11 protein-coding genes are annotated in these 14,719 nt (G+C 57.7%); 10 read left to right on the top strand and 1 reads right to left on the bottom strand.

Going from position 1 to position 14,719, the window contains the following annotated elements:
* From ACQKP2_RS21000 to ACQKP2_RS20960, 9 genes are all read left to right on the top strand, one after another.
* On the top strand, positions 1-141 hold a 141-nt coding region (locus tag ACQKP2_RS21000; RefSeq protein ID WP_074198521.1), incomplete at its 5' end, for an aldehyde dehydrogenase family protein.
* Between the two features lie 264 nt (positions 142-405).
* The gene (gene eat / locus ACQKP2_RS20995) at positions 406-1,776 is read left to right on the top strand and encodes an ethanolamine permease (protein ID WP_427579134.1); all 1,371 of its coding nucleotides are present in this window, start codon (positions 406-408) and stop codon (positions 1,774-1,776) included.
* A 189-nt stretch (positions 1,777-1,965) separates the two neighbouring features.
* On the top strand, positions 1,966-3,360 hold the full coding sequence (locus ACQKP2_RS20990) for an ethanolamine ammonia-lyase subunit EutB (RefSeq protein WP_427579133.1): 1,395 nt from the start codon (positions 1,966-1,968) through the stop codon (positions 3,358-3,360).
* A gap of 8 nt (positions 3,361-3,368) precedes the next feature.
* Complete coding sequence (eutC, locus tag ACQKP2_RS20985; protein WP_427579132.1) at positions 3,369-4,193, top strand: ethanolamine ammonia-lyase subunit EutC; 825 nt, start codon at positions 3,369-3,371, stop codon at positions 4,191-4,193.
* 113 nt (positions 4,194-4,306) lie between these two features.
* Positions 4,307-4,765, top strand: a complete 459-nt coding sequence (locus ACQKP2_RS20980; protein WP_427579130.1) for an N-acetyltransferase family protein — start codon at positions 4,307-4,309, stop codon at positions 4,763-4,765.
* A gap of 222 nt (positions 4,766-4,987) precedes the next feature.
* Positions 4,988-5,644 carry a DedA family protein gene (locus tag ACQKP2_RS20975; RefSeq protein WP_427579129.1) on the top strand — a complete coding sequence of 219 codons (657 nt, stop codon included), beginning with the start codon at positions 4,988-4,990 and terminating at the stop codon, positions 5,642-5,644.
* Between the two features lie 6 nt (positions 5,645-5,650).
* Positions 5,651-6,463: a zinc-dependent peptidase gene (locus ACQKP2_RS20970; protein WP_427579127.1), complete on the top strand. Its 813-nt coding sequence runs from the start codon at positions 5,651-5,653 to the stop codon at positions 6,461-6,463.
* Between the two features lie 106 nt (positions 6,464-6,569).
* Positions 6,570-7,097 (top strand): inorganic diphosphatase, encoded by a 528-nt coding sequence (gene ppa / locus ACQKP2_RS20965; RefSeq protein WP_007933577.1) that lies wholly within the window; start codon positions 6,570-6,572, stop codon positions 7,095-7,097.
* 211 nt (positions 7,098-7,308) lie between these two features.
* Positions 7,309-8,055 carry a LexA family transcriptional regulator gene (locus ACQKP2_RS20960; protein ID WP_427579126.1) on the top strand — a complete coding sequence of 249 codons (747 nt, stop codon included), beginning with the start codon at positions 7,309-7,311 and terminating at the stop codon, positions 8,053-8,055.
* Positions 8,056-8,440: 385 nt separating this feature from the next.
* Here the strand turns inward: ACQKP2_RS20960 and ACQKP2_RS20955 are convergent, their stop codons facing one another.
* Positions 8,441-12,706 carry a response regulator gene (locus ACQKP2_RS20955; protein WP_427579125.1) on the bottom strand — a complete coding sequence of 1,422 codons (4,266 nt, stop codon included), beginning with the start codon at positions 12,704-12,706 and terminating at the stop codon, positions 8,441-8,443.
* Positions 12,707-13,128: 422 nt separating this feature from the next.
* Between ACQKP2_RS20955 and ACQKP2_RS20950 the strand changes: the two genes are divergently transcribed.
* The gene (locus tag ACQKP2_RS20950) at positions 13,129-14,694 is read left to right on the top strand and encodes an ATP-binding response regulator (RefSeq protein ID WP_427579123.1); all 1,566 of its coding nucleotides are present in this window, start codon (positions 13,129-13,131) and stop codon (positions 14,692-14,694) included.
* Positions 14,695-14,719: the final 25 nt, after the last annotated feature.

The raw sequence follows: 14,719 nt of genomic DNA, 5'->3' as shown, positions 1-14,719 counted from the left end.
CTGTACCCGGCGCACGCCGCGTTCGGCGGGTACAAAAAGTCCGGCGTCGGCCGTGAAACCCACAAGATGATGCTCGACCACTACCAGCAGACCAAAAACCTGCTGGTGAGCTACGACATCAATCCGCTGGGCTTCTTCTAAATCCGGCGCGATACCGCGTAACGGCTTTCGCGAGCAAGCTCGGCTCCTACAGGATTGCGCCATACCGTAGGAGCCAGGCTTGCCGGCGAAGGAGCCCTCACTGACACCCCTGACTCAAAGCCTGGCCGCTCTGGCACGGGCCTTGCGTACCTGTCATTCAGGATTTTCATCACTCAACAAGGCTGCGTGAACAGCGCCCATCCACCCAACCCGTCGCACCCGAAAGTCCAACAGATCGAACAATAAAAAACAGAGAGAGGACTTATGACTACAACCACACAGCTCAAACCCACACTCGGCACCCTGCATTTATGGGGCATTGCCGTCGGCCTGGTGATTTCCGGCGAATACTTCGGCTGGAGTTACGGCTGGGGCACCGCAGGTACGCTGGGGTTTCTCGTCACCGCCCTGATGGTGGCGACGATGTATACCTGCTTCATCTTCAGTTTCACCGAATTGACGACCGCCATTCCCCACGCTGGCGGGCCGTTCGCCTATAGCCGGCGGGCCTTCGGCGAAAAAGGCGGGCTAATCGCCGGTATTGCCACCCTGATCGAGTTCGTCTTTGCACCGCCGGCGATCGCCATGGCCATTGGTGCCTATCTCAACGTGCAATACCCGGAACTAGACCCGAAAGTCGCTGCGGTAGGCGCTTATTTTGTGTTCATGGGCCTCAATATTCTCGGCGTCAGCATCGCCGCCACCTTCGAACTGGTGGTGACCGTGCTGGCCGTCGCCGAGTTGCTGGTGTTCATGGGCGTGGTTGCGCCAGGCTTCAGTTTCAGTAATTTCGTGCTCAATGGCTGGTCGGGTGCCAACGAATTCACGATGGGTTCGGTTCCCGGCATTTTCGCCGCCATTCCCTTCGCTATCTGGTTTTTCCTCGCCATCGAAGGCGCGGCCATGGCCGCCGAGGAAGCCAAGGACCCGAAACGCACGATTCCCAGGGCCTACGTCAGCGGCATTCTGACCCTGGTGTTCCTGGCCATCGGCGTGATGGTGATGGCCGGTGGCGTCGGTGACTGGCGTCAATTGGCAAACATCAACGATCCACTGCCGCAAGCGATGAAAGCCGTGGTGGGCAACAACTCGAGCTGGATGCACATGCTCGTCTGGATCGGCCTGTTCGGGCTGGTGGCCAGCTTTCACGGCATCATCCTCGGCTACTCGCGGCAGTTCTTTGCCCTGGCCCGGGCCGGTTACCTGCCTCGGGGCCTGGCGAAACTGTCGCGTTTCCAGACACCGCATCGGGCCATCCTGGCCGGTGGCGTGGTCGGTATCGCCGCCATCTACAGCGACGGCCTGGTCAATCTGCAAGGCATGACGCTGACGGCGGCGATGATCACCATGTCGGTATTCGGCGCCATTGTGATGTACATCATCAGTATGCTGAGCCTGTTCAAATTGCGTAAAACCGAACCAAACCTGGAACGCACCTTCCGCGCTCCGGGTTATCCGGTCGTGCCGGCCATTGCCCTTTTCCTCGCGGTGGTGTGCCTGGTGGCGATGGCCTGGTTCAATACCTTGATCGGCCTGATTTTCCTGGGCTTCATGATCGCCGGTTACCTGTATTTCCAGATGACCGCCCGGCAACGCTCCGAAGCGCCGGTGGACGTTATGCTCGAAGGTGTATAGATGCACCGGCGCCGGGATTTTTTTGCGACGTCTGCATTATTGAAGTGCATGTAATGCCCTTGTGGGAGCGAACCTGCTCGCGATGACGGTGAATCATTCAACGCTGCGTCGTCGGTCAGGCCGCTATCGCGAGCAAGCTCGCTCCCACAAGGGTTGTCAGTGTTATCACGATTCAGAGGACACCGCCCCATGGCCGTATATGCCCATTCCGTCGGCGCTCAGACCTATCGCTTCGACAGCCTCAAGGACGTGATGGCCAAAGCCAGCCCGGCGCGTTCCGGGGACTTTCTGGCCGGTGTCGCCGCCCTCAACGACGGCGAGCGCGTCGCCGCGCAGATGGCGTTGGCGGACACTCCGCTGAGCCATTTCCTGCAGGAGGTCCTGATTCCCTATGAAGCCGATGAAGTCACCCGGCTGATCATCGACACCCACGACAAACAGGCTTTCGCGGTCGTCAGCCACCTCACCGTTGGCGGTTTTCGCGACTGGCTGCTCAGCGATGCCGCCGATGAACAGGCTCTGCGCGCCCTCGCCCCCGGCCTGACGCCGGAAATGGTCGCGGCCGTATCGAAGATCATGCGCGTGCAGGATCTGGTGCTGGTGGCGCAGAAAATCCGCGTGGTCACTCGCTTTCGCGGCACCCTTGGCCTGCGCGGCCGCTTGTCCACGCGCCTGCAACCCAATCACCCCACAGACGAGCCGGCGGGTATTGCCGCGAGCATTCTCGACGGCCTGCTGCACGGCAACGGCGATGCAATGATCGGCATCAACCCGGCCACCGACAGCATCGCCTCGATCTGCGCCATGCTGGAAATGCTCGACGCGATCATCCAGCGCTACGAAATCCCCACTCAGGCCTGTGTGCTGACCCATGTCACCACCTCCATCGAGGCGATCAACCGCGGCGTTCCGCTGGACCTGGTGTTCCAGTCGATCGCCGGCACGGAAGCGGCCAACGCCAGCTTCGGCATCAATCTGAACGTTCTCAAGGAAGGTTACGACGCCGGCTTGAGCCTCAACCGCGGTACGCTCGGGCAAAACCTCATGTATTTCGAAACCGGCCAGGGCAGCGCCCTGTCCGCCAACGCCCACCATGGCGTCGACCAACAGACCTGTGAGACTCGGGCCTATGCGGTGGCACGACATTTCAACCCGTTTCTGGTGAATACCGTCGTGGGATTCATTGGCCCGGAATATCTCTACAACGGAAAACAGATCATCCGTGCAGGTCTGGAAGACCACTTCTGCGGCAAGTTGCTGGGCGTGCCGATGGGCTGCGATATCTGCTACACCAACCATGCCGAAGCCGACCAGGATGACATGGACACCTTGCTGACCTTGTTGGGCGTGGCCGGGATCAACTTCATCATGGGTATCCCAGGTTCCGACGACATCATGCTCAACTACCAGACCACTTCATTCCACGATGCGCTCTATGCCCGGCAGACCCTGGGCTTGAAGCCCGCACCGGAGTTCGAGCAGTGGCTGGCGAAAATGGGTATCTTCACCCAGGCCGACGGCCGGGTTTTGTTCGGTAACAGCTTGCCACCGGCCTTCCGTCAGGCCCTGGCGCAATTGGGATGAGTGCTGAAATGGACAAACTACCTTTCGACCCCCACAACCCATGGCAGGAACTGCGCCGACTGACGCCAGCGCGCATTGCACTGGGGCGCACCGGCACCAGCCTGCCCACCCGCGCACAGCTGGACTTTCAGTACGCCCATGCCCAGGCGCGCGATGCCGTGCATTTGCCGTTCGACCACAGGGCGCTGCGCTCGCAACTGACCGAACGCGGACATCAAAGCATCTTGTTGCACAGCGCGGCGATCGACAGGAACAGCTACCTGCAACGCCCCGATCTGGGGCGAAAACTGAGCGACGAGTCGGCGCAAGCCTTGCGCGAACACGCTGCAGCCAATCCGGGCGGGGTCGATCTGGTCATTGTGGTGGCCGACGGCCTGTCCGCATTGGCGGTTCACCGTCATACGCTGCCATTTCTGGCGCGGCTGGAAGAGCAGGTTCGAGCGCAAAACTGGTCCGCTGCCCCGGTGGTCCTGGTGGAACAGGGACGCGTGGCGGTCGCCGACGAGATCGGCGAACTGCTGGGCGCCAAAATGACCGTGATTCTGATCGGTGAACGCCCCGGCCTAAGCTCGCCAGACAGCCTGGGATTGTATTTCACCTACAATCCCAAGGTCGGCCTGACGGATGCGTACCGCAACTGCATCTCCAATGTGCGCCTTGAAGGGCTCAGTTACGGCATGGCGGCGCACCGTTTGCTGTATTTGATGCGCGAGGCCTGTCGACGGCAGTTGTCGGGGGTCAATCTGAAGGACGAGGCGCAGCTTCAGACGCTGGATTCGGACTCGGGTACGGACATGAAGGGCAATTTCCTGTTGAGCCCACCGGAGGTCTGAACACCTTCACATTGCACTTTCGTTCCGGTTTCAGGCAGGATCGACGAACGGCCGCCAGGGATTCCCGTCGCCGTCAAAGGAAGCAAGACAGCCACTTGAAGACGAGACCTACCATGCGGATTATTCAAGCGACCCTCGAACACCTGGATATGCTGACCCCGTTGTTCGTCAAATATCGCGAGTTTTATGGATCCCTCCCGTATCCGGACTCGTCCCGGGCGTTCCTCGAAAAACGCCTGCGCCGCAAGGAGTCGGTCATTTATCTGGCGTTGGCCGATGATGACGACAAACTGATGGGTTTTTGTCAGTTGTATCCCAGCTTTTCATCGCTTTCGCTCAAACGCGTGTGGATTCTCAACGATATCTATGTCGCCGAGGATGCCCGCCGTCAGCTGGTCGCCGATCATCTAATCCGCACGGCGAAGAAAATGGCCAAGGAAACCAATGCCGTGCGCATGCGCGTTTCCACCAGCAGCAACAACAAGGTCGCGCAGAAAACCTATGAATCCATCGGGTTCAAGGAAGACACGGAGTTCAAGAACTACGTGTTGCCGATCAGCGACGAGTTGTAAAACCGACAACTGCTTGCAGGAATGGGCTTGCTCTTGAGAGCAAGCCCATTCCTGCAAGCACGCCCTCGACATCCCTCGCTACAATATCGACGCGTTTTTCACCTTTCAGACCGTATAATTTCGAACCTTCCGGCGCGTAAGAAAATCTACTTCTATCTGTAGTCATACGCGAAGTCATCCGCACAGGCCCGTAGCATCGGGCTGTCATCACAGGTGCCCCCCATGGAGTTCAACCCGATCGACATCGTCCTGCATCTCGACGTTTACCTCGACATGCTGGTAACCAATTACGGGGCATGGATCTACGCCATTCTGTTCATGGTGATCTTCTGTGAGACCGGCCTGGTGGTCATGCCCTTCCTGCCTGGTGACTCGTTGCTGTTCATCGCCGGCGCCGTTGCAGCCGGTGGCGGCATGGACCCGGTCCTGCTGGCCGGCCTGCTGATGCTGGCGGCGATTCTGGGTGACAGCACCAACTACATCATCGGGCGAACGGTCGGCGAGCGGTTGTTCAGCAATCCGAACTCGAAAATCTTCCGCCGCGACTACCTGCAACAAACCCACGACTTCTATGAAAAGCACGGCGGAAAAACCGTAACCCTGGCGCGCTTCCTGCCGATCATCCGAACCTTTGCACCGTTCGTCGCTGGCGTCGGGAAAATGCCTTACCCGCGTTTCTTCGCCTTCAGTGTGCTTGGCACCATCCTTTGGGTCGGCGGCCTGGTCACCCTGGGCTACTTCTTCGGCAATGTACCGTTCATCAAGAAGAACCTGTCGCTGCTGGTGGTCGGCATCATCCTGCTGTCGCTCGCTCCGATGATCATCGGCTTTATCCGCAGCCGCTTCGGCGGTTCGAACTCCAAAGCCGAAACCCGCTGACCCGACATGTGGTCACTCAGTGCCTGGCGACGCCGGCGCACCCTGGCCAGGCACCCGATTGCCGACGACATGTGGCAACGGGTGCGCCATCAACTGAGCTTTCTTGACGGTATCAGCGCAGCCGAAGACCAGTGGCTGCGCGAAGCCTGCGTGCTGTTCCTGCAAGACAAGCACCTGAGCGCCCTGCCCGGCGTCGAACTGCATCAGGAACAACGCCTGCTGCTCGCCGCCCAGGCGCAATTGCCGTTGCTGCACCTGGGTGATCTGAACTGGTATCAGGGCTTTCACGAAATCATTCTCTACCCCGACGACTTTCTGAGCCCCCAGCGTCATCGTGACGCCAGTGGCGTGGAACACGAATGGGATGGCGAGCACAGCGGCGAAGCCTGGCAGCAGGGCCCGATCATCCTCGCCTGGCCCGGTGTCATGGCCAGCGGCGGCTGGGAAGGCTACAACCTGGTGATCCACGAACTGGCGCACAAACTCGACATGCTCAACGGCGCCGCCAACGGCCTGCCACCGCTGCACGCCGACATGCGGGTCAGCGACTGGGCCCGGGTCATGCAGCAAGCCTATGACGATCTGGACCGGCAACTGGAACGCAACCCGGACGCCGAGACCGCCATCGATCCCTATGCGGCGGAAAATCCGGCCGAGTTCTTCGCCGTCACCAGCGAATACTTCTTCAGCGCCCCGGATCTGCTCCACGAGGCTTATCCACAGGTCTATGAGCAACTCAAGCTTTTCTACCGTCAGGATCCCCTGGCCCGCCTGAGGCAACTTCAGGCTACGGATCCGGTCTATCAGGCTCATGCGTGAACACTTTCGGTTCGACTTTCGGTACGACTTTCGGTACATGGCGTCACCGGCGGAATATGCCTATAATCGCCGCCACTTTTTGGTCAACTAACGGGGGCAACGCCCAATGAGCTACAGCAAGATTCCGGCTGGCAAAGACCTGCCGAACGACATCTACGTCGCTATCGAGATTCCGGCCAACCACGCGCCGATCAAATACGAAATCGACAAAGACAGCGATTGCCTGTTCGTTGACCGTTTCATGGCCACCCCAATGTTCTACCCGGCCAACTACGGTTACATCCCGAACACCCTGGCTGACGACGGTGATCCCCTCGACGTGCTGGTCGTGACCCCTTACCCGGTTGCTCCTGGCTCCGTGATCCGCGCTCGTCCGGTCGGCATCCTGAACATGACCGACGACGGCGGCGGCGATGCCAAAGTCATCGCAGTTCCACACGACAAGCTGTCCCAGCTGTACGTTGACGTGAAGGAATACACCGACCTGCCAGCGCTGCTGATTCAACAGATCGAACACTTCTTCGCGAACTACAAGGATCTCGAGAAGGGCAAATGGGTGAAGATCGAAGGCTGGGACGGCGCCGATGCCGCTCGTGCCGCGATCACCAAGTCGGTTGCTGCCTACAAAGGCTAAGCCCGACGGTTTCAAGAAAAACCCCGGTCATCCGGGGTTTTTTGTGGGCGGCTGTAAAGCGTCACTTAAACGTACTGTTTAAGACGGGAGCTTTCGGTTTTTTCTTGTTTAATTTTCCCCAAGAGCGTCTTACATCCCGTCGTAAATTTCCCGCGAAATTTGAACGGCGCGTTTATTCAAAGCCCCGTATCACGCCAGTAGACTCGTGTTTATGAAAAAGAACACTAGCGGCCCCCGATTCAAAGCGCTCCTTGGAGCTGCGAACATCACGACCACAGGCTTCGCCGATTTCCTCAACACGGCCCCGCAGAATGTCCATAACTGGTACACCCGCGGCGTGCCCGCTCACTGCATGGAAGAAGTCGCCCGAAAACTGTCCGTCAACAGCGAATGGCTGAAAACGGGCGACGGCCCGCAGGACGCCAGGCACCTGCGCCTGCAAGACGAATCCGGCAATATCTTCGACGCCCAGGCCATTCGAGGCGTTTATACGGTCATTGAACCCACCGACATCGAACTCCCGCTCTACAAGGAAACCGCCACGGCCTTCGGCTCCGGCAAAACCCATGTCATCGAAGACCCGGGCCAAACCATCCGCCTGCCCCGCAGTCACCTCGACTCCCTGGACATCAACCACGCCGATGCCATCTGCGCCCACATGATCGGCAACAGCATGGCCGAGCGCATCGAAGACGGCTCGACCCTGGCGATTGACCGGGGGCTGACGCAAGTGGTGGATGGCGAGATCTACGCAATCGAGCATGACGGCATGTTGCGCATCAGGTACCTGCATCGAATGCCCGGCAACGCGCTGCGATTGCGCAGCCATAACCGCGCAGAACACCCGGACGAAATCTTCAGGGCCGCACAGATAGAAGAGCAGAACATCAGGGTACTGGGTTGGGTGTTCTGGTGGTCGACACTGAACAAACGCAGGCCACCGCTGCCGTTCCTGTAGTCACAGCCACTGGCGAAACCTGCGTTCGCCAGCCGCCACCTGTCATCGCGATAGCCACGCCTCGCACGCCGAGCTGGGAATTTTCCAAAAAAATCAGTATGCTGCGCCCCACATTTGCGCATCGACCCGCCAGGCGGCTCTGATCGCACCGACAAGGCAGATGATTTTCTCGCCGAGTCCCACAGCCGGACGCAAGATCCGGATGTACGTTTTGAAGGCTGGCACGGTTTACCAAAAATAAACCACGCCAGTCCCCGAGAAGCCGGCCACAAGCCGGCTTTTTAATTGTCCGAAGTAATCCGGAATCCTTTAGTAGCGGGCCTTCCAGAAGTTCGCTGCCATGACTGATCCGTGCCTGATGAACCTCCCAATCCATCGTCTTGTTTCAGCTGTTCAGCAATTCCAGGGCCAGGTCAAAGTCGTAGCGATCTGCCGCACGTGAGACTCGACGAAGGCGATTGGCCACTTGCGGATCGAGATCGATTTCACACAATTCACTCAGCAAGTCGACAGCGGCGGCGTCACTCTCCGCCAACAGATGCCTGAGTCTTGTGAGGTGCACTTGCACATTGATCGCTGTGTGTGGCCTTGACGGTTTCAATGCTGTGATCTTTTTGCCAACACCCTCCAACGCACCTAACACCGGCACCAGGCAGTGTTCGACTGCCAGCAGACTTGCCTGCACCTGATCGCGAGTCGCATCGCTCTGGCAGAGTCTTTCAAGTTCTCCGGCAGCCTGAGCCACTGCGATGGCTCCAATGTTTCCAGCAGTGCCACGCAGACTATGGGCCAGTCGAGCGGCAGCCGTAGGATCGGCGTCAGTTAACGCCGCCTGAAACTGATGGGTGAAGTCTGAGTTAGCTGCGTGAAATCCATTCAACAACCGCAGGTAGAGTTCTGCACGACCCATGCAGGTGGCCAGACCCGCCGCCTGGTCGATACCTTCCAGAAAAATTGGCAGGCCAGGGGTGTGCTGCACCGACTCCGTCTGTGTCTTTATCGACACCACCCGAGACCGACTGCCAGGTTTGATCCATTTCACAAGTGTCGCGAATATGTTGGCTACATTGAGTGGCTTGGCAATATGGTCGTTCATTCCGCTAGCCAGCGCACGTTCACGATCACCTACCATGGCATTGGCGGTCATGGCGATCACCGGCAATTCGGCATAGCGCAGCTGCTTGCGAATCCGTTCAGTGGCGGTATAGCCATCCATCACCGGCATCTGGCAGTCCATCAGTACACCATCGAAGTCAGAGTCGTGTTCCAGCAGATCGAGCGCCTGTTGACCATCAAAGGCCAGACATAACTCGATGCCCGCATCCTGTAACAGCTCACAGGCCAGCTCGCGGTTCGACTCATTGTCTTCCACCAGCAGCAAGCGTGCGCCAAACAGGCTAGCCGCATCGCTTTGAACATGACGTTGAACCGCACGCGTTTCGATCTGGGGTCCTTTGCCAAGAACACTGCCCAAAGCTTCCTGCAAAATGGAGGGGATCACTGGTTTGGTCAGCACCACCGGCAATTCGACACCCTGTGATTTGGCTTGCTCGCGCACCTCTTCGCGACCGAAAGCGGTGACCATTATCACCGATGGCGTTTGCGCCAGATTGGCTGCCCGCATCTGGCATATCGTTTCTACTCCATCCATGCCCGGCATACGCCAATCCATCAGCACCGAGTCATAGGGCAACTTCAGGCGTTCGGCTTCAAGCAGCATCGCCAACGCCTTACTGCCACTGTCGGCGACATCCACCTCGACGCCCAGACTTCTGGCCATACCGTAAAGAATGTCGCGGGCACTGGCGTTGTCGTCCACTATCAGGACGCGTATGCCATGCAGTTCCTCGAGGGGCAATACACGCTCGGACTGGACCTCACGCTGGCCCCCAAGGGCAACACTGAAATGAAAAGTGGAACCTTGCCCAATCCTGCTGTCCACCCAAATGCGCCCACCCATCAGCTCTACCAAACGCTTGGAGATAGCCAGGCCCAAACCTGTGCCGCCGTACTTGCGGGTGGTGGACGTATCGGCCTGACTGAAGGACTCGAACAGCCGCTCACACTGTTCGGCACTCATGCCGATGCCGGTATCGCGGACCCAGAAATGCAACTCCAGCCTGTCTCCATAGTCGTTGAGCAGTTCAGCGCCCAACACAATCTCGCCTGACTCGGTGAACTTGGCTGCGTTATTGCCGAGGTTGATCAGTACCTGCCCCAGGCGCAACGGATCACCGATCAGCGCGGTGGGTAGATCAATGGCCGTGTCGAACAACAGCTCCAGCCCCTTGTCTGCGGTGCACAGGCTGATCATGTTGGCGAAGTTTTCCAACACGTCTTCCAGGCGGAATGGGGTGACTTCAAGGCTCATCTTGTTTGCCTCGATCTTGGAAAAGTCGAGGATGTCGTTGATGATCACCAGCAAGTTCTCTGCCGCGCAGTGGACTTTCTCGATGTAGCCGCGCTGGCGACGATCCAGATCCGTGCGCAACGCCAGATGGCTCATGCCGATGATGGCATTCATCGGCGTACGGATTTCATGGCTCATTGTCGCCAGGAACGCACTCTTCACTTGGCTGGCCTGATCGGCTTGCTCCTTGGCCAGACTCAGCGCTTCGACGAGGCGCTGTCGGTCACTGATATCCAGCAGGCCGCCAATGATCCCGCAAACCTCTCCCTGGGCGTTGCGATAGGGATGAACCCAGTGGAAGACATGCCGGGTGATTTCGTTGACGTTTAGCAGTCGGTCGCTTTCCACGGCGCAGCCGCTACTCACAACCTGCTCGTAGTCGTACACGAGTTGACGTCGCTCTTCAGCGGGGATGGTGCGAATGGCACGGGTGTGCAGGCCGATGATCTGTTCTCTCGTCGCCTGGGTGAACTCCAGAAATTTGTCATTACAGCTCAGCAGGCTGCCATTGCTGTCGCGGACATAGATCGGGTGGGGGATGCCGTTGATGAGCGCCTGCTTGAACTCCAGTTGCTCAGCCAGTGCAGCTTTGGCCCGCTCCCGCAGTTGGATCTGTCGACGCAGGTGGAGGCTCCAGAGCAGGCATAGTGTCAAAAGCGCGATCGACGCGATGAATATCTGGATGAATGTCTGCTTGTGATGCTGCCAGGTCGTTTCCGTTTGTGCGGCATTGGTCCGCCAGCGCGTCGCAAGGGCGTTGATTTCGCTGGGAGGTACCAGTGGCAGGATCTTATCCAGCACTTCAATCAGTATGGGGTCGGGACTGGCGAAGGAAAGCCGGGCTTCAGGTGCGTCAGCCAACCCCTCGATTCTCAGGGTCGGCTTATTGAGGACATTGAGCAGATACTGGGCAGTCGTGATGCCGGCGACAGCAAAATCGGCATCGTCCGACTCTACAGCGAGCAAGGCATCGCGAAAGCTGTCGGTCTCGACTATTTGCAGCTCCGGATGGCGAGTGCGGAAGAACGCCTCCAGCGGATGACCGCCGAGCAACGCCAGGCGATTCCCGCTTTTTTTCGCGGCGCGAGTGCTGCTGATGTAGACATAGGCACCGACGGCGAAAGGTCGTGTGTAGTACAGGTTGGAGGCTTTGGCATCGGGTGAGCCGATGATCAGGTCGATTTTGCCCGAGGCCATGTTCGGGATCAGATCTTTCGCCTGCGCATGCCGGTTGATGGTGAAGTGCAAGCCGGCCTGCAATGAAATGATGTTGAGCAGGTCCGCTACCAGGCCGCTGAAGCGACCGTGCTCGTCATAGAAAGAGATGGGCGGAAGGTCCTCCACGGCGCCGAATACGAGCGAAGCATGCTGGGTAAGCCAGGTGGTTTGCTGTGGCGACAAATGAAGATCCGTATCAGATCCGAAGCTGATTCCGCCTGACCATCTGTGATTTATTTCATCGCGTCGGTCATCGGTTATGCCGGCCAGCACGCTGTTGATCGAATGCAACAGCAATGCATCATCCTCACGCACGGCGAAACTGATCCCACGAACGACTGGCATTTTGCGGGTCAGCGGACGCACATAGTTGTAATAGCTGCGATTGATGACGTACTCGGCACTCAGCGCGTTTCCAAAATAGAGGTCCAGATTCCCGAAAGCGACCGCTGCAATGGCTTGTTCGGTAGTGTCGAAAAAATGAAGGTTGGCGCCCGGGAAGTAGCGTTTCGCTTGCGCGGGTGAAAAATAACCGCGCTTCATCGATAGGTTAAGACCGTCGAACCGATCGAACCGGCGCAGTTCATTGGCACGATTGAAAAGTTGCGCAATGTCCGACAAATAGGGAGCACTGAGCTTGACGCTTCGATTAACTATTTTGTCTGGAACGATAGTACTCAGCATGTCCACCTGGTGTTGCTCCAGCGCATCAAGAGCGGAGGTCAGGCTGGGAAAACGCCGAACTTTAATCACAACGCCCAGGGTGTCTCTCAATATGCCGATATAGTCCGCGGAGACGCCTTCGTACGTATAGTCGGAAACCGTAATATCGATGGGGCGAAGGTCAGACTCGATCACGCCGACGACAATCTGCGGCCGGGTCTGCATGAAGTGCAAGGTCAGGGGGTCATTAATGGGCAGGCGATAGTGTGTTCTTGGCAGCAGGTCAAGTTCATCTGCCCCGACGACAGTACTGATAAGGGTTGCGAAACAAAGCAGAAGTTCGTAAAGGATTTTTTTCATCGCCGGCCTGTAGCTGAATGCCCAGGGTATGAAGGGGGGGCTGCATTGTCATTGAGCGCCACTTTCCCCGAAAGGCGATTTCGCCTGATCAGGGAACCCCTACATTGTTTTCAGTAATTCCATATAAGAAGCCGGTGCTACAGCGTTCGAGAGCAGCCCATTGCGGGCACGGCGCCATTCGCTTATTAGGCATTTCCCTACAAAGACTTCAGGAACGTCTGCCTCATATTGGATGTATTTTTATAAGACCCGCGTTTTACATGTGCAGGCATATCACTTCGCGCCCTTGTAGAGAAAGGGGCAGCCGCTGCCAGTTAGTTGTCCACACACTTCATTGTCGAAGACAACTAATCACCTGCAGTACGAACCTATATGACCCCACTCTTTCTTCTTACTCTCGACGTTTATCTGGCAAGCGCAAAATGGAACTCAAAAACATTCACGTCCTGGTGGTCGATGATATGGCGATTATGCGACTCGCCAATGTCGGCCAATTGCGATCGTTTGGCGTGACGAGCATCGATACGGTAAACAACGGCAAGGAAGCTTTGGACTATATCCGCAGCCGACGCTTGAAAGGCCTGCCTCTGGACCTCGTCTTGACGGATTGGAACATGCCGATCATGAGCGGGCTGGATTTGCTGTTGGCCGTGCGCAGCGACGCAAAACTGGCACACCTGCCACTCATCATGGTGACGGGGGAGTCTGACCGCGAGCAGATTGAGCAGGCTATTGCCGCCGGCGTTTCCGAACTGCTGCTCAAGCCTTACCTTCCGCAGGTATTGCGCGAAAAAATCGTCAGGGTGTTACTACGTGCGCGTAGCCTTGGCGATTCGGCAACCCCATCGATGCTCAATGATGTCCCCGTGTCTCCCGTGCCGGCCAAACGCGTGACCGGCAGTAACCGGCAACCCACCATTTTGGTGGTGGATGATGCCGTGAACAACCTGCGATTGATGTCAGAGCTGTTGGCCGATCATTACCGCGTACGCATTGCCCATAATGGTCAGAAGGCATTGAAGATGTGCACCTCGGACGAGCCGCCGGATCTGGTTCTGCTGGATGTCATGATGCCGGGCATGGATGGTTTTGAAGTCGCGCAACGCATGCGCGAACATCCCGTTAGTGATGAGATTCCCATCATTTTCGTCACGGCACTCGACGATCTGAAATCCCGGCATCGCGGGCTCGACCTGGGTGCGATGGACTTCGTCCGCAAGCCGGTTGATCCGAGTGAGCTGCTACTGCGGGTGCGTAATTTCATGCGGTACATCGTGCTGCACAAGCAGCGCCAGGCTCATTACGATGAAATGCTGAATGCAGCACGCCTGCGACAAGACATCGATCGCATGCTGCTGCATGACGTCAAAGGACCACTGGCCGGCGTTATCGGCCTGACGCAGCAGATGCTCGGCGGTCAACGCTTGAGCATCTCTCAAAATGACAAGTTGACCATGATCGAAGAAACAGTTGCGCAAGTACTCGGCACTATCGATCTGTCGGCAGAAATATTCAAAATCGAAACAGGACGCTATCAGCTACATCCACAACCCGTGCCGCTGGGCGAAATGTTGCACAAGGTCGCCAATCTGAATCGCGCGACTTTCAGCTCCAGAAAAATCACCCTCTCGGTCGATACTGATACTGGAGGAACCGATCAACCCATAGCGCAAGGCGATCCCAATCTGTGCTTTTCCGCGTTCCACAACCTGATGAAAAATGCCTGTGAGGCGGCACCGACTGGCAGCAAGGTCAGCATTACGCTTCACGATCGCACGCCTTTGGCTGTGACCATTGAAAACCAGGGCACGGTGCCGCCGGGTATGCGTGATCTGCTGTTCGTCAAGGGAGCCACCAGCAAGCGCGGTGGCAGTGGATTGGGGACCTATTCGGCCAAGTTGCTGATCGAAGCGCAAGGCGGATCCATTACCCTGGAAACGTTCGACGAAGACAACCGTACGGTCGTCAGTGTCACGCTGCCACGCTGAGTACTGCCCCTGGCGTGCCTTCGAT

The organism is Pseudomonas sp. NPDC089569, from assembly GCF_050280625.1.
GTDB lineage: Bacteria > Pseudomonadota > Gammaproteobacteria > Pseudomonadales > Pseudomonadaceae > Aquipseudomonas.
The sequence above is the reverse complement of the archived record's forward strand: the minus strand, read 5'-3'. Positions and strand labels throughout refer to the sequence as shown.